Source organism: Alloalcanivorax xenomutans, from assembly GCF_032810065.1.
GTDB classification, from domain to species: domain Bacteria; phylum Pseudomonadota; class Gammaproteobacteria; order Pseudomonadales; family Alcanivoracaceae; genus Alloalcanivorax; species Alloalcanivorax xenomutans.
The window spans coordinates 997,617-1,021,790 of sequence record NZ_CP136538.1; the positions used below are offsets into that span (position 1 = coordinate 997,617).

A 24,174-nucleotide genomic window follows, 5' to 3' on the forward strand; every position below is an offset into this window, starting at 1 on the left:
AGGGAGGGAGAGCACATGTCTGATCAATCCGATTTAGTGGACGCCCTGCGTTTCGCGCTGAGTTCCCGGGCGGACGTGGACGCTTTGGAAACCGCCGAGGATTGGGCGCCGGAATGGCGGGCCCAGGCAGCCGAGGGTTTGTCGCCGGTGGCGCTGGCGGTCAGTGGTGGCTTTCTCTCCGATCGCCTTGCTTGGGCCTTCGCTGGCGGGTACCAGGCGGCGCTGCGCCGGTTGTTGACTCCCTTCCGGCCCCAATTGCTGGAGAACGAGTGGACGATGGCGCTGTGCGCCACGGAAAGCAGCGGTAACCGTCCCCGGGATATTCGTACCCAGGTAACCGACAACGGCGATGGCACGGTCACCGTCAGTGGTGAGAAGAGCTGGACCACGCTGGGGCCGGTGGCGGATGTGTTTCTGGTGGTGGCCCGCATCAACGGCCATGAACCGGAAGCCAGGCCGGCGTTGAAAGTAGTGGCGGTGCCGGCTTCTTCCGAAGGGATTTACTTCTCGGAGAAGACGCCGCTGGAATTCGTGCCAGAGGTGCCCCATCAGGCGGCGGCCTTCGACAATGTGCGGGTGCCGCGAGAGGCGGTACTGCCCGGCGACGGTTACAGCGACTACGTCAAGCCGTTCCGCACCGTGGAAGACACCTTCATCGCCATCGCCACGCACGCCTATCTGTTGCGCGAAGCCCGCTATCGCGGCTGGCCGGATCCGCTCATCGAAGCTCTGGCCGCCAATTTGTTTTCGCTGGGCAGTCTGGCCAGCGTGGATGCCGGCAGCCCGGCGACCCACGTGGCGCTCGCCGGCCTGCTCGGTCAGGGGCAGGCCCTGTATGGCAGGGTGACCGATCAGTGGCGCGGCAGTGACAACGGGGACCCGGCATTGCGGCGCTGGCTGCGAGACCAGCCGTTATTCCAGATCGCCTCCAAACCACGGGAGCTGCGGGTCCAACGGGCCTGGGAACAGCTCGCCACCTTGTCCTGACCCCGGGTTGTCCTCAATCGGGGCCCGTGCCGGCCATGCTACCGGGACGGGCCTGTCTCGCCGCCGAGATAGCCGACGATCATGTTGGTGAGCCCCTCGGCCACGTCTTCCTGCCGTAGCAGCCCTTCGTCCTGACTGACCTGTCGCACCATGGTGAACAAGGTGCTGTTGGCGACGATGAACATGCGCACCTGCAGATCCTCGATCGGGTACTTCTGATGATGCTTGATGAAATACAGCCGCGCCAGCTCCAGGAAGTGCCCCTGTAGCACGTCCGCCACGCGGGCCGTGGGCAGCCGATGCCAGTTGCGGATCAGCTCCAGAAACAACCCCTCCCGGGAGTTGAGCATGTCGAAGCCGAAACGGATGGCGCCGCCCACCAGATCATGCAGGTTGGCGGATTCCGGCAGCGGCAGGCGTTTGAGCGCCCGCGCCACATCGTGGGCCAGTTTCTCTCCGAGGGCCTCGAACAAAGCGTCCTTGTCGCTGAAATACTGATACAGGGAACCGACGCTGACGCCGGCGCATTCGGCGATGCGCGGGGTGGTGGTGCCGTCCACGCCGTATTGGGTGATGCATTGGGCGGTGGCGTCGATGAGGGCGTCCACCATCCGCCGGGAGCGCCGCTGTCTGGGTTGTTTACGCATGACGCTCCTTCAAGGCCAGGGTGGGCCCAAACGCGAATTGAATGCGAATACATATTCGCATTATGGTTCTGAGTAATACAAGAGGCCATCGCCCGCAGGAGATCCACCATGGACGCATCCGTTACTCCCCGCCCGGCTCCGACCCGGGCCCGCCCATTTGAAAAGACCCAGGGCCGCACGCCACTGTGGTTGCGGTTATGGTTGGGGCGTGATCTGGCGCCGAGCCGGGAGGAGTTCCAGGCGGCTCTGGACGGCCTGTGGGTAGGCGACCCGGCCATGGATGAACTGGTGGCGTGGATGGAAGAGTATGGCCGAGGCCGTGGCCACAAGTTGTTCCAGCAGGCACTGAAGCAAGGCGTGGATAGCCTGACGGATGCCCCCGAGCCGTTGGTGCGCTTCTTCCGGCGGGTGGAAAACCGCCCGGACTGGGTGGATCCGGAGCTGCTTGAGCTGGGCGCCCGCTTCATTCATGGCACCGGGGAGGGCGCCACCTTCGTGCTCCGTGATCTGGCGCTGATGGGGGGCTATCTGCTGTCCGGGTTCAATCAGTCGCTGGTGCTTACCGGGGCGCTTACCGAAGGTACCGGACGTCGGGTGGCACGTACCGGTCACTGGTGGATCGATTGCACCGAGGTCGGCGGTCTGGAGCCGCTGGCCGCAGGCTATCGCGCCACCTTGCAGGTACGCCTGGTGCATGCTCTGGTGCGTCGGGATCTGGACCGGCGTGAGGACTGGGATCATGAGCGCTGGGGATTGCCGCTGAGCCAGGTGGATATGGTGGCCACCTATCTTGGATTTTCGGTGGTCATGCTCAATGGCTTGCGCTTGCTTGGGATCCCGGTGACACCCACCGAATCCCGGGCGGTCATGCACCTGTGGCGTTATGCCTGCTGGCTGATGGGCGTGCAGGAGCAGTGGCTGGTGGATACCGAAAAAGAGGGTGCGTTGCGTTTGCATCATACCTTGATGACCCAGAGCCAGCCGGACTGGACCACCCCGGAACTGGCGCGGGCGCTGGCCCGGGAGCCTCTGGCGCATCGTTTTCCCCGTCTTCAAAGCGTGCGCCGGCGGCTGCGCTATCACATGCATCTGAGCACCAGCCGCTATTTCCTCGGCAAGGAAAAGATGCGCCAGCTCGGTCTGCCGGAACATATCCTGCCCTGGTTCCCGCTAATGACCATTGCTCCGCGCTTCACCTATTACAGCAGTCACCGTTTTCTGCCCGGGCTGAGGGAACGGCTGCAGCAACGCGGCCGTGCCTTCCAGAAAGCGGCGGTGGGCACGTTGCGGGAAAGCTGATCAAGAGCGTTGTCCCGATCCGGTCGGACACGGCACACTTGGGGCCTTGTCCTATCGGGAGAACCTCATGACAACAAGAACCTTTCTGATCACCGGTGCCAGCAAGGGCATCGGTCGTGCCCTTGCCCAGCGGCTGGCCGCCGCCGGCCATGGCGTGGTGGGCCTGGCCCGTGGCGCCGGCCAGGGTGACTTCCCTGGCACTTTGATTTCCGTGGACCTGAGCGACCGCGCCAACACCGAGCAGGTGCTGGCGGATCTGGCCAACCGCTTTGACTTCGACGGCGTGGTCAACAATGTCGGTGCGGTGCGCCCGCAGCCGTTGGGCGAGATCGACCTGGATACTTTCGACAGTGTGCTGGCGCTGAACCTGCACCCGACCATTCAGGCCACCCAGGCGGTGTTGCCGGGGATGCGCCAGCGCGGCTGGGGCCGAGTGGTCAATATCTCCAGCCTCACCGTGCTGGGCATGCAAGGCCGCACCGCCTACGCCTCCGCCAAATCCGCCCTGGTCAACTTCACCCGCACCTGGGCCCTGGAACTGGCGAAAACCGGTATCACCGTCAATTCAGTGGCGCCCGGTCCGACGGAAACCGAGCTGTTCCGCGAAAACAATCCGCCCGGAAGTGAAGGTGAAGCGCGCTATCTGTCCGGTGTTCCCATGGACCGGCTCGGCCAGCCGGACGAAATCGCCGCCGCCATCGAATTCCTGCTCGGCGAGCATAGCGGCTACATCACCGGTCAGACCCTGTTCGTGGACGGCGGCGCCTCGGTGGGGCGGGCGGCGTTTTCCTGACATGGCGTCAGTCCGGACAGGGCGTGCGGGAGCCCCCCCTAGCCGAAGTTGCAGCAGCGAAAAAACTGGCCGCCCGCCATGGAGGACATGGAATCCGGTAGCGGAAGGTTGGTGACCCGGCAGAGGCCGGCGGCATCGGAGATAACCCACTTGCGGCCCCGGCCGCTGATCATATCGCTTTCCCGGAAGCGGGCCAGCAATCTGGAAAGCGTTTCCGGGGACATGTTCAGTTGTTTCGCCAGCACCTTGACGCTGACCGGCAGGGTCAGCCAGTGGCTTTTCTGCTCCTGGATCAGAGCGAGCAGGTACATCACCAGACGTTGGCCGGCATTGGCCACGGTCAGCTGATCGAAGCGGTTGACCGCCTGATACAACCGGCCCGACATTTGCTCAAGCAGATACAGGGCGAAGCGGGAATCGTTGGCGGCCAATTCGGTCAGGCCCTCTTTGTGTAATCGGTAAAGATCACAGTCGCTCTCCGCCTGGGCGGAGAGCGGATAGACGCAGGGTTTGGAAAACATGGCGGTTTCCGCGATCAAATCCCCTTCCCCCAGGACCTGATAGACCTTGTCCTCACCGTCCAGACCGGCGCGGTAGAGACGCACGATGCCGGAAGTCAGTAGGAAGAACGAACGCGCCTCGTCCCCCGACTCGAATAAATGGGCTCCACAGGGCACGGATATGGAATGCGCGCCCTTCGCGATGATCCGCAAGGCCGGTGATGCCACCCCGGAAAACAGAGCGGTTTTGTTCAGCGCTTCGATAACGGACACGACCCACCCCATTGAACTGATAAAAGTCATTTTTGTTTGAGAATCATTATCAGATGATAGGGGTTCCTGTATTCAGGAGCAAGGAACGACCTTTCATCATCGGAGAAATGCCATGAAACCGCTTCTTAGCATTGCCACGATTCTGGGGATCTTCACGTTACAGCTGGGCGCCAGCGCGATGGCCGGAACGCCCGGTTTGACCGGGGCTTATTACGGCGACTACCTGATCCAGGTCAGGACCACGGACGACAACACCATTCGTGCCACCGGCGTGGCCTACTACGACTGGGACTGGGACTTCGATAACGCGGAAATGACCATCACCAACGGTCAGGTGAACGCCAGCTTTCTGGGTATCTCGGGCATTTTCAATTACGCGCTGACCGATACCAGCGCCGGGACCACCACTATTCCGTTCACCGACAACGGCGATGGCACCTATTCGTTCAATTACAACTTCAAGGTATTCAACCCGTTGTTTGGTAACCCCGGCAAGGATACCGAAATTACGCTGGAGATCACCGACAGCGGCGGTGTCCTGCTCATCGATACCATCGACTCCGATGGTGACGGGGTCATCGGGCACAACCTTCCCGCATCGCCGTTTCCGGCCAATCTGTCCATTGAACTGACCGGCTCCGCTTACTGAAAGGAGACCGGTGAACACGGGCATGCCGGTGCATGCCCGCCACGGTAAACATCAGGATCGCTGTAATGAAAGCTAATAGTAGATTGAAAAACGCGGCGCGTTACGCCGTCGTTCTTATCGGAATCCAAAGCGGTATTTGCCTGGCGGGGACCGCGGATCTTGGCGGTACCTACATCGGCCGCTATACCCTGCATATGAACAGCCCGATTACCTTGCCGGCGGAGATACCACGGGCGCCGATCAACCAATTACTGACCAGTCCGTATGACAACACTACCCAATACAACCGGTTGGGAGGCAGCCGTTCCACGCAGTACTGGCAGTGGGACTTTGATAACAAGACGATCACCCTCAGCGGGGGATGGATCTATGCCTTACAGACCGCCTCGCCGCCGTTTCAGTTGTTCAGTCCCGAGCGGGAACGAATCGACGGGCAGCTCTTTCCGGAAAAGACACCTGATCCATCCGAAGTGACCGGCTCCTTCATGGACAATGGCGACGGCACATACACCGCGCAATTCGCCTTGCAGATCTTCCTTGATTTCGCGGGCTACCCTCTTGGTGTGATCACCACGGATTTCGAGATACAGGAAGCCAATGATGGCACCCTGTCGATTACTACTCTGGATGGCCCCGATGGGGACATGATTCCGGGCCGCTGGCTGCCCGCCATGTTCGAGGGGAAACCCAACGCGGTGTTTCCCTTCCGCGTGTCCCCTCAATTCGAAAGCGCGGTGATGTATCCGGACGATGGCACGGACAGCAACAGCGACGGCGTTACCGATGCCCAGGCACTGGCCTATGGCGTTACCGCTGATACCGTTCTGGACATCGCCAGACGCGGCGACGTCGTCACCATGCCGATTGATGCTGACAACGATGGCGTGCCCGACCTGATCGAAGGCGTCAAAGGCGTGGGAGACGATTCCGTGGCCGCCGGTATACGGCTTCTCGACGGGCGCTTGGTGACATTGATCAACAGTAGAGGGAATCGCTTCCAACTGGGCAATGCGGTTACCGGCATCGACTCCCGTTATTTTGAATCCAGCTCGGTGGGTGAACATTTACCCCGAGTTACCGTGGACGGCGCGGAACTGAGCTACCGGCTGGGCCAGATTCAGTTCGGCACCACGGCGAAGGACACCGATTGGGACAGGTGGAACAAGGAATTCATCGAGTCGTACGCGGGGGAATACCTCTCCGCCAAGGGAGACTGGTTATTCCGCAAGGCCGACTATGAAGCGTATCGGGACAGTCTCGGGGATGAACCGACCGAGCAACAGCAAACGCTGTTGGCCCGCAAGAAAGCACTGATGGATGACCTTGCCGTCATGATGGAACAGGCCCGGCCGGCCTTCGAAGCCGGGATCAGCGCGTGGCGTGCGCAGGGAACCGAACTGTTCGGTGAAGTCTTCGAGACCGGCTTCGAAGAGTATCTCGATGATGCCGGTATCGTCGATTACATCAGGCTGGGCGAACAACTGTCCGACGGCACGGTGGTTTACCGCCTGCTTCCCGATGCACCGCCCATGCGGCTGGAATTCGCTGGGGAGATTCCGCAAGGACTCCGGTTGTTTACCGTGCGGCGTGTTCTCAGCAGCACCACCGGGGTGATCAACGGGGAGGAGATGCTGGCGCCCACCATCTGGGCCAGCCTGGCCGCCGAAGTGCCGTTTACCCGAGTCGATGATCAGACTGTCGAGTTCACGGTTTCCACCCATATGTTCGCGCCCATTGATGAAGATCAGGACATTACTGTGTTGCCGGACGAATACCCTTATGAGGATGGCGGGCGACTGGTCAATCTGGTGCTTGCCACCACCGAGCCGGCGGATTCCGGCGGGGAAACGGACGGTGGTAATACCGGTGACGGTGATGATGGCGGCGGAACCGGTGGAGGGGGCTCCGGGGGCGGCGGCTCCCTTCCCTTGGGATTGTCGGGCCTGATTTCGCTCTTGCTTATCCGCCGCAAGTGGTAGGCGCCGCGACGCAGCGGGGCGCCCGGCGCCCCTCTCCACCATGACAAATATCATTGAGGCTCAGGGGGTTCGTGAGCAATGATTCGATTTCCTGACCGGTTAACGAGAGAGCATTCAATTGGAATACGGAGTGTTGATCACCCTGCACCTGTTCTGCGCGATCTTCTTTATCGGCATCGTGGCGTTCGAGGTGATCTTTCTGGAGAACATTCGCCGGTATCTGCCCGCGGGCATGATGACGCTGGTGGAGGAGGGCATTCACCGAAGAGCGCGAAAGATCATGCCCTATGTGGTGGGGCTGCTCTTCCTCACCGGGACCGGGTTACTGGTGAGAGTGTATTGGGCAGGCTGGTATCCGCCATTCTCCAGTATTTTTTCCACGCTTTTAACCGTGAAGATCGTGCTCGCGCTGAGCGTCCTGGTACATTTCATTACCGCCATCCGGGCCTCCGTCTGTGGGAGTATGAGCTCCCTGCGCTTCAAGATTACCCACTACAGTGTTTTCATCCACATGGTGCTGATTGTGGTGTTGGCCAAGGCCATGTTCTACCTGGCCTGACCAGTCCGTCCTCTTCTCCGTGGGAGGTGGGGGGATGACCAGGCGTTGTTTGTCGTGTTGCCTGCTCGTTGCCACCACCGCTCTGGCGGCGGAGCCCAACCGCCTGGACCCGGTGACGGTCGAAGCCGGTAACGAAGCTGTGCATGAAAAGCGGGAGCAGCAACGCCGGCTCGATGACGTGCCCGGTGCGACCAATCTGATCGATCCCGCAGAGAAGGAGGGCAGCCAGGCTACTCTGGCCAGGGTGCTGGATTTTGAGCCGGGGATCATCATCCAGGAGTTCTTCGGCGGCAATGATCAGCCAAGACTGAACATCCGTGGATCAGGGATTCAGGATAACCCGGTCAGCCGTGGCGTGCAGATTCTTTACGACGGTCTGCCGATCAATCAGGCGGACGGTTCCTTTATTATCGGCCTGATTGATCCCGAGCAAACCAGCCTGATCTCCGTGTACCGTGGCGCCAACGCGCTCCGATATGGTGGTACCACTCTCGGCGGCGCCATTGATTTCAATATGCGCACGGCACGAAACAGTCCGTCCTCGGTCTCTCTGGAAGGGGGATCCTGGAACACCTGGCGGGGCAGTGTCGCCCTGGCTGAAAAAAAAGAGCAGTGGGATGGCTACATACGCGCCGGGTATCAGGCATCCGACGGTTGGCGAAGCCACAGTGGCGCGCAAAGGAACACCATCGTTGTCAACTTCGGATACCGGGGCGGGAACTGGATCAACCGAACCTATCTGAATCTGGCGGATAACCGTTTCGACATCCCCTTTCTGCTTACCAAGGACAGGGCCTTGTCCGATCCAGACTCGGTGATGGGGGACTACGCTGATCCGGACAATAAAAGCACAGAGGATTTTCTCAACGTCCGGGTGCGCCAGCCGGAACGGGACACCCGGCAGACCAGACTGGCCAACAAAACCATCTGGTACACGGAACAGGCTTCCCACAGTCTGGGGTTGTACGCTGAGTCAATACGGGACCGGTTCAAGAATCCGGCCTGGCAAGCCAATACCGAGGCGGGCAATTTCGGTCTGGATTACGGGACGGAAGTGTTTGTTCCCAATACGGATGGAACGGAGGCTCGCTATCAGGTATTCCTGTCCGCCAACTCTGGCGCCATGCCCAGGGAATACTATCTGGTGCATCCCGACGACGGCAGTCTGGAGAGGCGCTTCGCCGATCTCGATTTGCGGGCCAGCAACGTGGTCGGAGGAGCGCAGGTCAATTATCCCCTGTCCCGACGGTGGCAGGCAGTGGCCGCGTTTCAGTATGCGTGGCACCAACGGAATGTCGATGATGAGAGAGCCCCTGGCCTGCTCGACAGCGAGCTGACCTATCGCGCTCTCAATCCAAAGCTCGGACTGATTTATTCGCCTTTCGCCGGCACGCATTACTACGCCAATGTGAGCCGGAGTTCGGAAGCACCCACCTTCTGGCAATTGGTGGATCTGGGGCCGGGGTCGGTGCCGGCATCGCCGGCGAGCCTGTATCTGATGACCAAACCCCTCGAAATGCAAATGGCGAACACCTTTGAAGTGGGCGCCCGGCGGATTGCCGGGTCGTTCGCCTGGGAAGGGGCGTACTTTTATTCGCGGGTCAAGGACGAGTTGATCGCGGAGGTGCAGAACTTCGCTATCGACGGCACCACGGTGAACTACGATCACGACACGGTGCATCAGGGTGTTGAACTGGCGATGAGCGCCCGGAGCGAGCGCGGGCTGCTCCGCTCCGGAGACTGGCTCTCCGTGCGTGGGGTCTACAACTACAGCGACTTCCGTTTCCATGGCGGGCGGTATGACGGTAAGCGGATCGCCGGCATTCCGGTTCACCTGGTGACCGCTGAATTGGGATATCACTGGTCGCGGCGGCTTGGCCTGACACTGTCCGCCCGTTGGCAGCCGCAAGACACCCATGTCGATCACTACAACGCGGGACTGAAGCAGGACAGCTATCTGCTGCTCGGGGCCGCTTTGTCATATCGTCCGACGCCATCTTGGGAGTGGTTCCTGGATCTGCGCAATCTCACCAACGAGACCTGGCAGACGGCCTACGTAGTCCGCGGGCTGTCGGCGGAAGATCCCGAGTCCAGCCTGACCGCTCCGACCTTCGTGCCCGGCGCGGAATTTCACGGTTACGCCGGAGTAACTTACCGATGGTGAAGGGGCGCCACGGCAGCCCCCGATATGGAACGAGGAAGGGGGTGATATGAAATTGAAGACTGCTTTGATGAGTGCTCCGCTGTTGATCATCTGCGGCGCGGCTATGGCCGGGACTCCCGGCCTGACCGGTGTCTATCATGGTCAGCACCTGCTCACCATGCGAGGTTGTCCCGGAGCTTGCCAGGCCGGCAGTGAACTGGTGCTGGGCAAAGGCATCCAAAATGCGGACTGGAGCTGGAACTTCGATGAGGGGTGGGTGCTGATTCGCGGTACCACCCTGACCGTGGGATTCGATTACGAGGTCCAATCCATCGGTAATCAAGGGCAAGGGGACGATCGCTTTACCGCCGGGTTCACCGATAATCTGGATGGCACCTACACGGTTTATCACGGCTTTCAGATCTACAACCCGAATGTCGGTAATCCCCGTGCCGACACCAGCACCCGGTTCGAGATCACCGAGGACCCGGATAACCCCAATCGTATCTTGATCATCACCGTGGATGATGAGCCGGCGGGCGTACTTGATGGTATTCCGGGGACTCAGATCGCGGGTGTTTTTCCGATGACCGTGCAGCCCGACTTCGAAGGTAACGCGCGCCTGGAAGGCAGCAGCAGCGGAGGTGATGGCATCAGTGACCAGTTGAAGGAACAGCTGGGGCTCAACCCGGATGCCGATAACGCGGATACCGACGGTGATGGCTTGCCCGATGCGGAGGAACTGGGGGAGGCCCCGGAGAACCCGGTGGACACGGATGCGGATGGTCTCATCGACGCTCTGGAGCCTGGCGCGGCGGCTCTGGATCCCCGGTTGGCAGCCGGTGTGGCGCTGCTCGACGGTATCCCTGGGCGGCAGGTGACTGGAGACGCCTTGTCCGGCACCACCGCCGAGGCCGCCGTGGGCGAGCCTTGGCGCTTTGCCGGCGTCACCACCGGCTATATGTCCCTGGCCACGGACCCGGACGGAGATTCCTCCATTCCCGATACCACGCGCGGTGACGCCGGGCTGGAATACCAATACGGATTCATTCGGTTCGATTTGCAGGCAAGCGCCATGACAAACGAGCCGGTGACGGTGCGTGTTACCTTCCAGGCACCGCTGCCGGAGTCTTCGCGTCTTCTTCTGTACGCCTCTCAAGTCATCGACGGCAACGAACGCTATCGATTAATGGCGTCCGATGCATATCGACGACTGAGCGATCATGCGCTGGAGATCCGATTGCATGACAATGGCCCCTGGGATCTGAACCCGGAGGCCGGTGTCCTGGCCTTCGGCGTGGCGCCGGTGGAGAACACCCTGGGAAGTCACCAGGAGAGCTCGGGCAATGGGGGCGGTATAGGTGCGGCTACTCTGGCATTGCTGGCTCTCCTGGCGGCATTCAGACGAAGGGGCGCCGTCCCGTGAAGCGGCCGCCCTGAGGGCGGCCGTCTGGCTCAGCGTCCCGCCGGCAAATGCCGCTGCGCCCAGACCATGGCGGCCGGACGTGACACCGGCACGGTGATCTGGTGGCTGGTGTAGGCCGGGTCCTGGTTCTCGATGTGGTAGGTGCGGTATTCCACATCCAGCCCCAGGGATTGGTAGCGGGCCACCATTTTGTCCGTGAGGGGTTTCAGTACGGCCTTGTCGTCATCGGATTGCAGAATCAACAGTGGCACTGACGGACGCAGATTCTCGGTGTCCTCCAGGCTGGCCACGGCCTGGATCAGTGGTTGCCAATCGGCTTCCAGATCACTCAACTCTCCCACCGTCAGGGTCCAGCCATCCTCGCCGCGCATCTCGCCGACGCATCGCTCATCCACCTGTTTGATTCTTTTGCGACCCTCTTCGGTGAGCAGCGTGGACAGATCCACCTTGGGGGTGGCGGCGGTGATGCCGACCAGCATTAAAGCGCCGTAAGGGTTCGAGCGTATCTCAGGATGAGTCAGGGCGTATTGAATCTGAGCGCTCAAATGAGACGCGGGAGAAATGGCGATGGCGCCGGTGAGGTTGAGTTCCGTGGCGTATATCGGACCGAGATAAGCGGTGTAGAGCGCCGCCTGACCACCCTGAGAGTGCCCCATGACCAGCCAATCCCGGCTCAGATCCGGCGTCAGTTGACGGGCGGCGCGGACCATGTCGATGGCGCTCCGGGCTTCCGCTTCGCCCACCAGGTAGGGATGGACACCCGGTGTGCCCAGTCCCTGGTAGTCGGTTTTCACCACCGCGTAGCCTCGCCGCACCCATTGATCCACGGTCTCGTTCATCAAATCCACATAACCCCGTGCAGGATAGTCGTCGTCATTGCGCGAAGGGGCGCAACGGTCGGCGATGCCGGTGGTGCCGTGGGTCCAGCTGATCACCGGCCAGCCGCCCTCGGGTGGCGTGCCTTTGGGAATGGCCACGGTGCCGCTTACGGCGATGGCGTTGCCGTCCAGGTCGGTGGAGCGGTATAGCGTCAGCCAGTTTTGCGCGGCGCTGGGCAGGGCCGCGTTGTTATCCAGTGCCCGGGCCCGGATCAGGTCGCCGTGGTGACCTTCAGGCAGTGGGGAGGGCGGTGTGTAGAAATCCAGTCCGGCCGGGCCCCGGGCGATTTCCATGGATGCCGGTGGCGCGTCGCTGTCGGAGAAATGGGCGCAACCGGTCAGCACCACGGTGGTGCCGAGCAGAGCGAGCCAGTGACGGCGAACAGGGAAAAAGGCCATGGTTGTTCTCCTTATGAGGAAACGGAACCTGGCGAATCTGGCATGGACGGCCAGGCCGGCCAAGTGCAAAACACGACGAATTGGAGACCCGCGGGTTTGCGGCATAAGGGTTGTCCCGTGTATTTTCTTGCGTTGGCCCGTCCCCAAGGAGAGAAGTATGGCAGGAACCAGTTTGCTGGCGCTGATCGATGACATCGCCACGTTGCTTGACGATGTATCCCTGATGACCAAGGTGGCGGCGAAGAAGACCGCCGGGGTGCTGGGGGATGACCTGGCCTTGAACGCCGAACAGGTATCCGGCGTGCGCGCCAATCGGGAATTGCCGGTGGTCTGGGCGGTGGCCAAGGGCTCTCTGCTGAACAAGGTGATCCTGGTGCCGGCGGCGTTGCTGATCAGCGCCTTCGCGCCGTGGGCGATCACCGTTCTGTTGATGATCGGCGGTGCGTATCTGTGCTATGAGGGTGCCGAGAAGGTCCTGCACAAGTTCCTGCACGGCAAGGACGAACATAGCCGCGAGGAGCGGCTCAAAGCCTTGCAGGATGCCAAGGTGGATCTGGTCGCCTTCGAGAAGAAAAAAATCAAAGGGGCCATTCGTACCGACTTCATTCTTTCCGCCGAGATTATCGTGATCTCCCTCGGTGCCATGCAAAGCGCCAGTTTCGGGGTGCAGGTGATTTCTCTGAGTACCCTCGCCTTGCTGCTGACCATCGGGGTGTACGCGTTGGTGGCCGGCATCGTCAAATTGGACGACGCGGGCCTGTTGCTGATGAAAACTCCCGAGGACCGTTTCGCCGCTCCGGCCCGCATTGCTCTCGGCCGGGGATTGCTGACCTTGGCCCCGTGGCTGATGAAAACCCTGTCGGTGCTGGGTACCATCGCCATGTTCCTGGTCGGTGGCGGCATTCTGGTGCACGGCGTTCCCGGCTCCCACGATTGGGTGCACCATCTGAGCGAACTGGCCGGGGCGGTATCCTGGGCGGTACCGGTGCTGGTGAATCTGATTGGCGGGCTGATCGCCGGCATGGTGGTGCTGGTGGTGGTGAGTCTTGTGGGGCGGTTGCGTGGCGGGAGTGAGGCAAGGGCCGGCTGATTCCCCTGACGGACGCCGGATCTGGCGGGCCCTGCTTATGGGCTATGCCGCCCGCCTGAACCGGTCGCGCTTCCCGTGCGGATGTTTCACTTAGCGTTTGCCCCGGCTATCTCCGAGCGCCTCCCGGGCGCGTTGCTGAAGCTGCTTGAAGTCGATTTTCCCTTCCGGCGTCATTGGCCATTCGCGGTCCCAGGGTAAAAAGTCCTTGGGGATCTCATAGGCGGCCATATGCCCTTTGCAGGCCTCGCGAAGCTCCGGTGACGGCGGCAGTGGTTGCTCATCGCGGGTGCGCACGAAACTGACCACCCGGGTGCCCCAGTAGGCGTCGTCGATGCCCACGGTTTTGACGTCGTCGAACAGATTCTCGAAGCGTTCCAGAAGGTCCGTGGTAACCCGGGTGGTGGACACGTTCTCGCCGCCGGATTTGACCACGCCGCCGAGACGGCCCAGATAGGTCAGATAGCCGTTGTCGAAATGGCCATAATCGCCGCTGTGGAAATAGCCTTCTTCGTCGAAGGCTTTATCCACTTCTTCCGGTTGCTGGTGGTAGCCCTGGAACAGGAACGGACTCTTGTAGCAGATTTCCCCGGCTTCGCCCTGGGCCACCCGGGCGCCGCTATCAAGGTGTTTGATCACCACCTGCACGCCAGGAAGAGGGCGGCCGTGGGTGTATTTGTTCACCGCTTCGTCCACGCATTCATGGTCCGCCAGAGACACCAGCGGGCCATTCTCGGTTTGCGCGTAGAGATTGTTGATGGTGGCACCGGCCGGGCACATGTCGCGCACCAGATCATAGGTGCGTGGCTCACCCGCCAGGATCGCCTTGCTGATGGTGAACGGGCGCTTTTCGAAATCCGGCTGGCGGCGCAGCCCCTGCCAGTGGGCGTCGAAGCCGAACGTGCAGGTGCATTGGTGCCGTTCGATCAGATCCAGTGCTTTGGCGGGATCGAAGCCATCCATCAACACCAAAGTGGTGCCGGCATAGGCCAGGTTCATGTTGAGCGCGAACAAACCGCTGTTGTGGTAGAACGGCGCCAGACAGATGAAGCGGTCCTGTTCGGTGATTCTCAGATTGCGCGCGCCGAAATGAGCGGTGGCGAGAGGCGGGCGGTGATTCCAGAGCGCGCTTTTCGATAACGATGTGGTGCCGGAGGTTTGGCACATGAACTGAACGTCGGTAGCCAGGCCTTGGTCTCGACGTTGTTGCAGCGTGGTGTGATCGGCCGGCCGGGGCAGATCGTTGAAATCGAGATAACCCGGCGGCACAGGGCCGTGCCGGCCCACGCAAACAACCTGCTTTAGAGAAGGCAGGGAAGAGCAGCTCGTCTCCGGCTCGAATGCCAGATCCGGCAGTGCGCCCTCCAGCAGCGCGAGGATGTCCCGTGGCCCCTGGCGATCCACGGCGACGATTAACTTGGGCTGATTGCGTTGCAACACGCCCTGCAATTCCATCGTGCCCCAGAGCAAATTGAGCGGGTTGACCACCGCACCGATCTGCAAGGTGGCGAAATACAGCACCGCGAATTCCGGTGTGGCGCTGGGCAGGGTGGAGACCACATCCCCTTTGTCGATACCCAGTTCCAGAAGCCCTTGGGTCATCTCCTGAACCTGCTCGAATAACTCGCCAAAGCGGATTACCTGATCCTCGAACAGGATCGCCGGCTTGTCCGCATAAACAGTGCAGGTTTCGGCGAACAATTGGGAAACGGTGCGGTGGTACCAGTGATGCGAGTGCAAACGCTGGTTCAGCAACATGATCGGCTCCTGGTGGAAGATAGGGGACTAATCGTTTCCGCCAAAGCGGGGTGGCCGTTTCTCCATGAAGGCACGCACCCCCTCGCCGGACTCCGCGCCGGCGCCGCTGACCACCATGGCGTGATGTTCTCGCTCCAGATGGTCCCGCAGTGAGTGGCGGCCGGCCTGATCCACCAGCGCCTTGATCCGGCCCAGAGCACCGGTGGCGCCCGCCGCCAGAGAACGCGCCAGCTTCTCCGCCGCCGGCATCAACTGCTCGTCCTCATGGATTTCCAATACCAGACCGGCGGCGAGACACTGCCGCGCGGTCAGTGGCGTATTGGTGAACAGGATATGTTTGGCGCGCATCGGTCCGGCCAGCCGGGTAAGGACCCAGGACACTCCCACATCCGGGCTCAGGCCGATAGCGGAATAGCCACCGCGCAGCTTCATCGATGACGACGCCAGCACCAGATCGGCACATAACGCCACGCCGATGCCGCCACCGCCAAGCGAGCCGTTCACCGCGCTGACCACCGGTACCGGCAAGGTGCTCAGGGTGTGAATGGCCCGGTGCAGCGGCGGAATCCCCCGGTCCATCAGCCCGGCCAGATCATCGCTGGCGACAAAGCCACTGATATCACCCCCGGCGCAAAAATGCGGCCCCTTGGCGGACAGCAACACCGCGGACACCTGGCCCTGGGCGCAAGCCCGCGCCAGGGTTTCCACCGTTTCCATGAACGCCGCCGACATTTCGTCATTGAGCACATTGGCCTGCTCCGGCCGGTTCAAGGTGACGTGGGCAACGGCGTCGCGGATCTCAAGCAGGATCGGAGGGGACATAGGGATTCCTGATCGGTGGAAGGTGCCGATCAGTGTAGGCAGCGGTACAGGCTAGCTTCTTGTGTTAAATGGCTATGGGCCCCTGCCGGGAATGTCCGGTGCCGCTGCAACGCATCCACTCCGGGCTTTCAAGCGTCAGACTCTAGCTCAGGCGCCTGAAGAACGCCTGGATAACGTCTTCGATGGCGGGTTCCACCTCGATGCCACTGTTGATCAGGACGCCGGCGATCATCTCATAATGGCCGGTGAGCATGACCAGTTCGATCATTTCCTTGTCGCTATAGGACCGCGATAGCGCCTCCCAGGTGGTCTCATCAATCAATTTGCACTGGAGGAGTTGATCGCAGGCGCGCATCAGCAGCCGGTCATGCTCGACCTCAATGCTGTCCTCGAAAAGGGTTGTCGCGACAATCTCGTCGTCCCGCACGCCGATACGCAGGGCGATTTCCAGGTGTTGCGCCCATTCATAACGGCTGCGGCAATTCCAAGCCACCCGAAGGATGATTTTTTCACGAACCGGGGCCGGCAATCGCCCCCATGGCATGAGACGGGAAGCGAAGCATAACCAGCCCCAGAACAGGCGGGGATTGCGGTGTATCAACGAAAAGACGCGGGGCAATTCCGCTCGCCCGAAAGCTCGGGACGATAAGGACATCAAGCGAAAAAAGATGCCCTGCTCGGCGGAAGGAGGAGGTGGAAGCCGTACTCGTGAAGGGGTGGCCCAGCCCCGTTCCGGCTCAAGGAGATCGCGATCAATCATTGTGGAGTCCCTTACGGTACTGGTCCGGTGTGGTGCCGGTGTGTTGTCGGAACCAGCGAATAAATGACTGGCGTGATTGCAGGCCAATTCTGGCTGCCAGAGTATCGAGGGGCGCATTGCTTTCGCGGAGCAGAGTCCGGGCCCGCTCGAAGCGGACCCTATCAAGCACATCACGGAAGCGGGTGCCTTCATGTCTCAGCTCCCGGTGCAGGGTGCGTTCACTGACACTGAGTTGTTGAGCGATCTCAGCTACGGAAGGTGTGTGGTCATTCAGCAGGGTGTTGATCAACCGGCTGACCTCATCCGATCTTGAATTGCGCCGCCGACGTTGCCGCAGGAGCGTGTTGGCGTGGGGTTCCAGAGCTTTGCTCAGGGCGGGGTCGCTGTGACGTAGCGGCAGGTTAAGGAGTCTGCTGTCGGCGATCAGCGACGCGTCCGGTTGTTCGAAGTGGACCGGACATTCGAACAGTTCATGGTACTGATGCCGGCCTTTGCGTGTCTTCGGCGCGGCATGGGAAAAATGAACGGTAATCGGAAAGTCGATGCTGGAAGGCAACAGGGCGCGCCCCAGCACCACCAGACTGCCGAGCACGTACTCTTGAGCGTGACGCCGGAAAAGAGGCCCTCCGGACCGGCATGCCCAGCGTATGTATACCTGTCCTGGCCTATGTTCCAGGGAGAAGAGGCCGATGCTGCTGAGCAAACCATTGTAGCGTACCAGGAGGTTCAGAACGTCCGCGAAACGGGGCGCGCTCTGGGTCAGGAAACCCAGCACTCCGAAGGTGGCCGGTTGAACATCCCGGGCGAGATGGAGGCCGAACGGGGTATCAGGAAAGGTTCTGGCCAGATAAGCGAGAACCGGTTCCAGGGCCGCCACGGGCAGAGCCGCCTCCGAATCATCAAGCTGTGACCGCGACAACCCCAGTGTCTTGAGGAGATCGTGACCCTCCAGCCCGGCGGTCTGCCCGCGGGCCAGGAAATGCTGGAGGTGGCGGATCGATATCCACTCGTTGAAAGGAGGTTGCTTTGCCATGACCTGTGATTCGGGCTTCGTTGGTATGGAGTATGTCACGAATGCAGCCGCTTACCTCGCCGTGGCGGAAATGGATACTGGTCGTGGCGGTCCTGGTTACCTCTGGGCCGGATCGCGCGTGAGACCATCTATCCATCATGAACGAACGCGGGAGCAGCGGTGAAAACCTTCCATGAAACGCTTTGTATGGTGACCGGTGCCGGCAGCGGCATTGGGCGGGCCGTAGCCCTGGCCTTGGCCGGAGAGGGGGCGCGCCTGTGCCTGACTGACATTAACCGGGACGGTTTGCTGGAGACTATCCGGCTGGTTGGGGAGGCAGGTGGTCAGGTGGTGGCCGGGCGTGCTTTTGACGTCAGTGATGAGGCCTCGGTGATGGCGTTCGCCGACGAGATCCACCGCACTCAGGGTAGTGTTGACCTGGTGATGAACGTCGCCGGGATCTCCACCTGGGGCACCATCGAAGGTCTGGAATCAGCGCATTGGCGGCGGCTGGTGGAGGTGAATCTGATGGGACCGATCCAGGTTCTGCGTGCCTTCGTGCCAGGGATGATCAACGCCGGGCGGGGCGGTCATATTGTGAACGTCTCGTCTGCTGCCGGCTTGTTCGGCCTGCCCTGGCACGGGGCCTACAGCGCGACCAAATTTGGCTTGCGCGGGGTCAGCGAGGTGCTGCGCTTTGACCTTGACCACCACAATATTGGCGTCAGTCTGGTGTGCCCTGGCGCGGTGGACACCGGATTGGTCAATACCATCGACATTGTCGGTGTGGACCGTGATGACCCGGATATACAGGCAATGACAAGGCGCTTCCAGCGCCATGCGGTAACGCCAGCGAGAGCAGCGGCGGCCATTCTCAAGGGCGTGCGACACGGCCGTTATATGATCTTCACGTCCCTGGATGTACGCATCGGTTACTGGTTTCAAAGAAAATGGGCATGGCCGTACGAAATGGCCATGCGTTTGCTCAGTGCGAAGGTTTTTCGACTGGCCCGTTCTCGTGGAGATTAGAAGGGTGAACTTGTTTTTTGGTGCAGGGGGATAAGCGGAGCAAATGGTGGGCCCACCAGGACTTGAACCTGGAACCAACGGATTATGAGTCCGCTGCTCTAACCAATTGAGCTATAGGCCCTTGGAACTCGGAGGATGTGCAACAGCGGGAGGAGGTATCCTGCCCCGGCCGGCGGTCTCGGTGGCGAGCTGCCGGTGTTCTTTGTGTCTTGGTTTATCCCCGAAAAAACAAGGCCCGGATGGCGCTCGCCGTCCGGGCCGGTAGTTATATAACGACTTACATATCCGCGTCCAGGAAACTGCGCAGGTGCTCGCTGCGGGAGGGGTGGCGCAGCTTGCGCAGGGCCTTGGCTTCGATCTGCCGGATCCGCTCCCGGGTAACGTCGAACTGCTTGCCGACTTCTTCCAGGGTGTGGTCGGTGTTCATGTCGATGCCGAAACGCATGCGCAGCACTTTCGCTTCCCGGGCGGTGAGGTTGGCCAGCACTTCCCGGGTGGCTTCCTCCAGACCCAGGGAGGTGGCGGAATCCACCGGGGAGTCCACGTTGCCGTCCTCGATGAAATCGCCCAGGCTGGAATCCTCGTCGTCGCCGATCGGGGTTTCCATGGAGATCGGCTCCTTGGCGATCTTCAGCACCTTGCGCACCTTGTCTTCCGGCATTTCCAGGCGTTGGCCCAGTTCTTCCGGAGTCGGCTCGCGGCCCATTTCCTGCAGCATCTGGCGCTGTACCCGATTGATCTTGTTGATCGTCTCTATCATGTGCACCGGGATACGGATGGTGCGCGCCTGGTCCGCGATGGAGCGGGTGATGGCCTGCCGGATCCACCAGGTGGCGTAGGTGGAGAACTTGTAGCCGCGGCGGTATTCGAACTTGTCCACCGCCTTCATCAGGCCGATGTTGCCTTCCTGGATCAGATCCAGGAACTGCAGGCCACGGTTGGTGTACTTCTTGGCGATGGAGATCACCAACCGCAGGTTGGCTTCGACCATTTCCTTCTTGGCGCGGCGGGCCTTGGCTTCGCCGATGGAAATGCGGCGGTTGATTTCCTTGATGTCCGCCACCGGCAGGCCGATGACTTCTTCCACGGTGATGATCTTGCGCTGGTTGCGCTGAATGTCTTCCGCCACCGCCAGCAGGCGCTCGGAGTAGTCCTTGGCCTTTTTGGTCTTGGCGTGGGCGGCGACCCACTCCAGGTTGGTCTCGTTACCCGGGAATTGCTGTACGAAATCCTTGCGCGGCACGCCGGCACGGCGGATCGCCAGCGCCATGATCTGGCGCTCGAACTTGCGCACGATATCCAGGTGAGTACGGGCGCCTTGCAGCAGCTGGTCGTAGATGCGCGGTACCAGCTTGAACAGGGTGAAGTGCTCGGCCAGCGCTTCCAGCGCCTTGGCGCTGCTGGCGTGGTCGCGGCCGTTGCGCTTGAGCGCCCGTTCAGCTTTTTCGTAGCGCTTCTTCAGTTCGCCGAAACGTTCCGCCGCCAGAGCCGGATCCAGGCCGCCTTCATCCTCTTCGCCGTCGTCGTCGCTGTCGGTGCTGTCGTCGTCTTCGTCGTCGTCCTTATCCTTTTCCGCGGCCTCGGCCTGCTTCTTCTGGTTGAAGCGCGGCTCTTTGTTGGCGTTGGTGGCGGCGGCGCCGTCGTCGTCCGGATCCAGGTAACCGGCGATCACGTCGGTCAGCTTGCGCTCCTCGGACAGGATACGGTCATATTCATCCAGCACCATCTCCACCGCGCCGGGCCAGAAGGCCAGGGCATGCATGACTTCACGGGTGCCTTCCTCGATGCGCTTGGCGATCTCGATTTCGCCTTCCCGGGTGAGCAGCTCCACGGTGCCCATTTCGCGCATGTACATCCGCACGGGATCAGTGGTGCGGCCCGGCTCGCTCTCCACGGAGGCGAGTACGGCGGCGGCTTCCTCGGCAGCAACCTCGTCGGTGCTGTCGGCGCCTTCACCCATCATGATCTCATCGGCATCGGTGGCTTTTTCCACCACGGTGATGCCCATGTCGTTGATCATCTGGATGATGTCTTCCACCTGGTCCGTGTCGGTGATGGACTCGGGCAGGTGGTCGTTCACTTCGGCGTAGGTCAGGTAGCCCTGTTCCTTGCCCAGCGCGATCAACTGCTTCAGCTGTGACTGCTGTTGCTGCTTTTGAGTCGTCATGCGAAATGCCCGTAGTTGGAAGAGCCGTGGTCCTGGGAAAACGGCGTATTATACGCTGATATGGGGGGTTGAGCCAGTAATCACAAGACCCCCGCTATGGTTCAGCCTGGTGTCCGGCACGCGCTCTGGCGAGTGCGCGGTGAAGCTCTGAAAGCCGCGCCAGGTCTGGATTGGGGCGGGCTTCCTCGGTTTTCAAAGTCTGTTCCAATGCAAGAGTATGCAGGCGATGCAGGGCATCGTCCCAGTACCGCCGCGCGGTATCGTCATCCATGGTTGGCTTCAGCGCCTCACGCAGCAGACGGGACAGGGACTCGCCTTGTTCCAGTGCCATGATGGCGCCCAGCGCCGCCGCCGGGGTGGCGTGCTCGCGTACCGCGCCGGCCACCTGCAGCAGCAGATCGACCCGCGCCAGATCCAGTTCCTCGACCCCTTCGGGAAGAGGGCGGTCGCGCACCACCTGGGGGTGGGAGAGCAGCAGCAGGACCAGCCGTTCCACCAGGCCCAGGCCGGGCTGGCGCGCGCGCGATCCCAACCGCGGGCGGTCCGGGACAGGGTCCGGTTCATCCGCCATGGCCGGCGGGAAGTCCGGAGGCGGTGCGTCGTCCCAATCCGGTTGCTCCGCATGGTCGGTATGGCGGACGGCCCGCTGCGGCGGTGCCGCCGGCCTGGATGCCGGGGCTGGCCGGGGCGCGGGTTCCGCCGGCGCTTCCTGGCGCAGCCGCTCCAGAGAGGAGCGTTCCAGCCGTGTCAGCCGCGCCAGTTCCTCCTCCAGCAGCACCCGGTAGAACGGCCCCGAGGGCTTGCTCAGGTAAGGGAGCGCCAGCCGCGCCAGCCGCGCCCGGCCGTCCACGGTGTTGAGGTCCAGCCCCTCGGACAGGTGCCGGAACAGATAGCTGGACAGGGTGTCCGCCTTTTCGGTGAGCGCCAGCAGGGTTTCCGGCCCCTGGGCACGCACCAGGGTGTCCGGGTCCTCGCCGTCGGGCAGGAACAGGAAGCGCGCCTGCTTGCCGTCGTCCAGGGACGGCAGGGCGGATTCCAGAGCCCGCCAGGCGGCGCGTCTGCCGGCGTTGTCACCGTCGAAACAGAACACCACCTCGTTCACTTGCCGGAACAGGGTCTGGCAGTGCTCCGGGCTGGTGGCGGTGCCGAGGGTCGCCACCACGTTGGGCACCCCGTGCTGAGCCAGGGCGATCACATCCATGTAACCCTCCACCACGTAAAGACGATCACTGCGGTCGCGGCTGCGGCGCCATTCCCATAGCCCGTACAGTTCCCGGCCTTTGTGGAACACCGGGGTTTCCGGGCTGTTCAGGTATTTGGGTTTGCCGTCGCCGAGCACCCGGCCGCCGAAACCGATGGTGCGACCGCGGGCGTCCCGGATCGGGAACTGGATCCGGTCACGGAACTTGTCGTAAACCCGGCCGGTGTCCTCGCGCCGCACCAACAGGCCGGCAGTGAGGGCTTGCTCCAGCCCGGCCTGGTCCAGCGACAGCCCGGTCATCAGATTGTCAAAGCCGGGCGGGGCGAAGCCCAGACCGTATTGGGCGGCGATCTCGCCGCTGAGTCCCCGGCCTTTCAGGTAAGCCACTGCTTTTTGCCGATCCGGGGCGCTTTTTAATTGCTGACGGTAGTAGCGCTCCGCCCGTGCGAGCAAATCGTACAGGGTTTGCAACCGGCTCCGGCGTGCTTTCTCCTCACGACTGTCGTGATGCTCCTCGCGCGGGATGTCGACACCGGCGCGGCCGGCCAGTTGCTCCACCGCCTCGGGGAAGGAGAGGTGGTCGTACTCCATGACGAAGCGCAGCGCATCGCCGGAAGCGCCACAGCCGAAGCAGTAATAGAATTGCTTGTCCGGGGACACCGTGAACGACGGCGTCTTCTCCTGGTGGAACGGGCAGCACGCGGAATAGTTGCGTCCGGTCTTCTTCAGCGGCACACGGGCGTCGATCAGCGGCACGATATCGATTCGCGCGAGAAGATCCTGAATAAAATGTTCGGGAATCAAACCGGCCATGGGAAGCAATATTCCGACTCACCCGGGCTGATGGCAAGTCCGGCTAATGAGAGAGTGGTGGAGGCCGGCACTCAACGGCTGATGGGGGCGCCGCCGGGGATGGGCGGGAACCGCGTGCCGGGTCCGGAATCAGCCAGTGAGCCTGGCTTTGACCTTGCCGCTGACCGCGCCGATATCGGCCCGGCCCTGCAGTTTGGGCTTGAGCAAGCCCATGACCTTGCCCATATCACCCATGCCGGCGGCGCCGGTGCTGGTGATGGCCTCGTCGATCAACGCCTCGATTTCGGCATCGTTCAGGGGCTGGGGCAGGAATTCCTGGAGGATCAGAATTTCCGCTTCTTCCACCTCGGCCAGTTCCGGACGGTTGGCGTCACGGTACTGACCGGCGGAATCCTTGCGCTGCTTGACCAGTTTATCGAGCACGGCGAGGGCGCGGGCGTCATCCACTTCGATGCGCTCGTCCACCTCGATTTGCTTCAGCGCCGCCATGGCCATACGCAGAACACCCAGGCGCGCCTTGTCTTTGGCGCGCATGGCGTCTTTGGTGGCGTCGGCGAGCTGTGCTTTGATCGCGCTCATGGTCAAAGACCGGAAACGGTCTTAGTACAGACGCTTACGGGCGAGCTGCTCGCGTTGCAGCTTCTTCAGGTGACGCTTGACCGCGGCAGCGCGCTTACGCTTGCGTTCCTGAGTCGGCTTCTCGTAGTTCTCGCGACGGCGGACTTCGGACAGAACACCGGCTTTTTCACAGGAGCGCTTGAAGCGGCGCAGGGCCACGTCGAAGGGTTCGCCTTCTTTTACTTTCACCTGAGGCATGAAGTATCACCTACCTAAAAAGTGTTGAGTTGTGTGGGTTCCGCCACGGGCTCAGGTGGTCCCTCGGGGGCAAACGTCATGGGGACGGCCACCCAGGCGGCAGGGCGCGAATTCTACCCGTGACCGGCAGGTAAATGCAAATGGCGGCGCGCCGGGCTATCATGCCGGCCCTTGCCA

General features: G+C 61.7%; 21 protein-coding genes and 1 tRNA gene. 10 read left to right on the forward strand and 12 right to left on the reverse strand.

Going from position 1 to position 24,174, the window contains the following annotated elements; genetic code table 11:
* The first annotated feature begins 15 nt into the window (after positions 1–15).
* Complete coding sequence (locus RYH70_RS04650; RefSeq protein WP_317009844.1) at positions 16–987, forward strand: acyl-CoA dehydrogenase family protein; 972 nt, start codon at positions 16–18, stop codon at positions 985–987.
* A gap of 38 nt (positions 988–1,025) precedes the next feature.
* Here RYH70_RS04650 and RYH70_RS04655 read toward each other — a convergent pair whose 3' ends face one another.
* Positions 1,026–1,634 (reverse strand): TetR/AcrR family transcriptional regulator, encoded by a 609-nt coding sequence (locus RYH70_RS04655; protein ID WP_063140286.1) that lies wholly within the window; start codon positions 1,632–1,634, stop codon positions 1,026–1,028.
* A gap of 108 nt (positions 1,635–1,742) precedes the next feature.
* Here RYH70_RS04655 and RYH70_RS04660 point away from each other — a divergent pair, with 108 nt between their 5' ends.
* Positions 1,743–2,933, forward strand: coding sequence for an oxygenase MpaB family protein (locus RYH70_RS04660; protein ID WP_026949729.1), 1,191 nt, complete (start codon positions 1,743–1,745; stop codon positions 2,931–2,933).
* A 67-nt stretch (positions 2,934–3,000) separates the two neighbouring features.
* Positions 3,001–3,726 (forward strand): SDR family oxidoreductase, encoded by a 726-nt coding sequence (locus RYH70_RS04665; protein WP_317009845.1) that lies wholly within the window; start codon positions 3,001–3,003, stop codon positions 3,724–3,726.
* A gap of 38 nt (positions 3,727–3,764) precedes the next feature.
* Here the strand turns inward: RYH70_RS04665 and RYH70_RS04670 are convergent, their stop codons facing one another.
* Positions 3,765–4,499, reverse strand: a complete 735-nt coding sequence (locus tag RYH70_RS04670) for a Crp/Fnr family transcriptional regulator (RefSeq protein WP_080531842.1) — start codon at positions 4,497–4,499, stop codon at positions 3,765–3,767.
* 112 nt (positions 4,500–4,611) lie between these two features.
* Here RYH70_RS04670 and RYH70_RS04675 point away from each other — a divergent pair, with 112 nt between their 5' ends.
* The 5 genes from RYH70_RS04675 (at position 4,612) to RYH70_RS04695 (ending at position 11,255) form a co-directional block, all read left to right on the forward strand.
* Positions 4,612–5,148, forward strand: a complete 537-nt coding sequence (locus RYH70_RS04675) for a hypothetical protein (RefSeq protein ID WP_022994162.1) — start codon at positions 4,612–4,614, stop codon at positions 5,146–5,148.
* Positions 5,149–5,213: 65 nt separating this feature from the next.
* Positions 5,214–7,127: a hypothetical protein gene (locus RYH70_RS04680; protein WP_317009846.1), complete on the forward strand. Its 1,914-nt coding sequence runs from the start codon at positions 5,214–5,216 to the stop codon at positions 7,125–7,127.
* 130 nt (positions 7,128–7,257) lie between these two features.
* Positions 7,258–7,686 (forward strand): hypothetical protein, encoded by a 429-nt coding sequence (locus tag RYH70_RS04685; RefSeq protein ID WP_317009847.1) that lies wholly within the window; start codon positions 7,258–7,260, stop codon positions 7,684–7,686.
* A gap of 34 nt (positions 7,687–7,720) precedes the next feature.
* The gene (locus RYH70_RS04690) at positions 7,721–9,850 is read left to right on the forward strand and encodes a TonB-dependent receptor family protein (RefSeq protein ID WP_317009848.1); all 2,130 of its coding nucleotides are present in this window, start codon (positions 7,721–7,723) and stop codon (positions 9,848–9,850) included.
* 46 nt (positions 9,851–9,896) lie between these two features.
* The gene (locus tag RYH70_RS04695; RefSeq protein ID WP_317009849.1) at positions 9,897–11,255 is read left to right on the forward strand and encodes a hypothetical protein; all 1,359 of its coding nucleotides are present in this window, start codon (positions 9,897–9,899) and stop codon (positions 11,253–11,255) included.
* Positions 11,256–11,284: 29 nt separating this feature from the next.
* Here the strand turns inward: RYH70_RS04695 and RYH70_RS04700 are convergent, their stop codons facing one another.
* Entirely contained in the window at positions 11,285–12,532 is a 1,248-nt protein-coding gene (locus RYH70_RS04700; RefSeq protein WP_317009850.1) for a lipase family protein, read from the reverse strand.
* Between the two features lie 157 nt (positions 12,533–12,689).
* Here RYH70_RS04700 and RYH70_RS04705 point away from each other — a divergent pair, with 157 nt between their 5' ends.
* On the forward strand, positions 12,690–13,622 hold the full coding sequence (locus tag RYH70_RS04705; protein ID WP_080530532.1) for a DUF808 domain-containing protein: 933 nt from the start codon (positions 12,690–12,692) through the stop codon (positions 13,620–13,622).
* 90 nt (positions 13,623–13,712) lie between these two features.
* Here the strand turns inward: RYH70_RS04705 and RYH70_RS04710 are convergent, their stop codons facing one another.
* The 4 genes from RYH70_RS04710 to RYH70_RS04725 form a co-directional block, all read right to left on the reverse strand.
* Positions 13,713–15,377 carry a class I adenylate-forming enzyme family protein gene (locus RYH70_RS04710; RefSeq protein ID WP_317009851.1) on the reverse strand — a complete coding sequence of 555 codons (1,665 nt, stop codon included), beginning with the start codon at positions 15,375–15,377 and terminating at the stop codon, positions 13,713–13,715.
* A gap of 27 nt (positions 15,378–15,404) precedes the next feature.
* Entirely contained in the window at positions 15,405–16,199 is a 795-nt protein-coding gene (locus tag RYH70_RS04715; protein WP_317009852.1) for an enoyl-CoA hydratase/isomerase family protein, read from the reverse strand.
* Positions 16,200–16,341: 142 nt separating this feature from the next.
* Positions 16,342–16,818, reverse strand: coding sequence for a carboxymuconolactone decarboxylase family protein (locus RYH70_RS04720; protein ID WP_317009853.1), 477 nt, complete (start codon positions 16,816–16,818; stop codon positions 16,342–16,344).
* Between the two features lie 133 nt (positions 16,819–16,951).
* A complete protein-coding gene (locus RYH70_RS04725; RefSeq protein ID WP_063140275.1) occupies positions 16,952–17,992 on the reverse strand; it encodes an AraC family transcriptional regulator in 1,041 nt (346 codons plus the stop codon).
* 159 nt (positions 17,993–18,151) lie between these two features.
* On the opposite strand from RYH70_RS04725, the gene RYH70_RS04730 reads away from it, so the two are divergent.
* The gene (locus RYH70_RS04730; RefSeq protein ID WP_080530535.1) at positions 18,152–19,000 is read left to right on the forward strand and encodes an SDR family oxidoreductase; all 849 of its coding nucleotides are present in this window, start codon (positions 18,152–18,154) and stop codon (positions 18,998–19,000) included.
* Between the two features lie 44 nt (positions 19,001–19,044).
* Here the strand turns inward: RYH70_RS04730 and RYH70_RS04735 are convergent.
* The 5 genes from RYH70_RS04735 to rpsU form a co-directional block, all read right to left on the reverse strand.
* Positions 19,045–19,121 (reverse strand) — tRNA-Ile (locus tag RYH70_RS04735).
* A gap of 156 nt (positions 19,122–19,277) precedes the next feature.
* Positions 19,278–21,167, reverse strand: a complete 1,890-nt coding sequence (gene rpoD / locus RYH70_RS04740) for an RNA polymerase sigma factor RpoD (protein ID WP_022994155.1) — start codon at positions 21,165–21,167, stop codon at positions 19,278–19,280.
* A gap of 94 nt (positions 21,168–21,261) precedes the next feature.
* Positions 21,262–23,181 carry a DNA primase gene (dnaG, locus tag RYH70_RS04745; protein WP_022994154.1) on the reverse strand — a complete coding sequence of 640 codons (1,920 nt, stop codon included), beginning with the start codon at positions 23,179–23,181 and terminating at the stop codon, positions 21,262–21,264.
* 129 nt (positions 23,182–23,310) lie between these two features.
* On the reverse strand, positions 23,311–23,760 hold the full coding sequence (locus tag RYH70_RS04750) for a GatB/YqeY domain-containing protein (RefSeq protein ID WP_022994153.1): 450 nt from the start codon (positions 23,758–23,760) through the stop codon (positions 23,311–23,313).
* A gap of 21 nt (positions 23,761–23,781) precedes the next feature.
* Positions 23,782–23,997, reverse strand: a complete 216-nt coding sequence (gene rpsU / locus RYH70_RS04755; RefSeq protein ID WP_014993329.1) for a 30S ribosomal protein S21 — start codon at positions 23,995–23,997, stop codon at positions 23,782–23,784.
* Positions 23,998–24,174 lie beyond the last annotated feature (177 nt).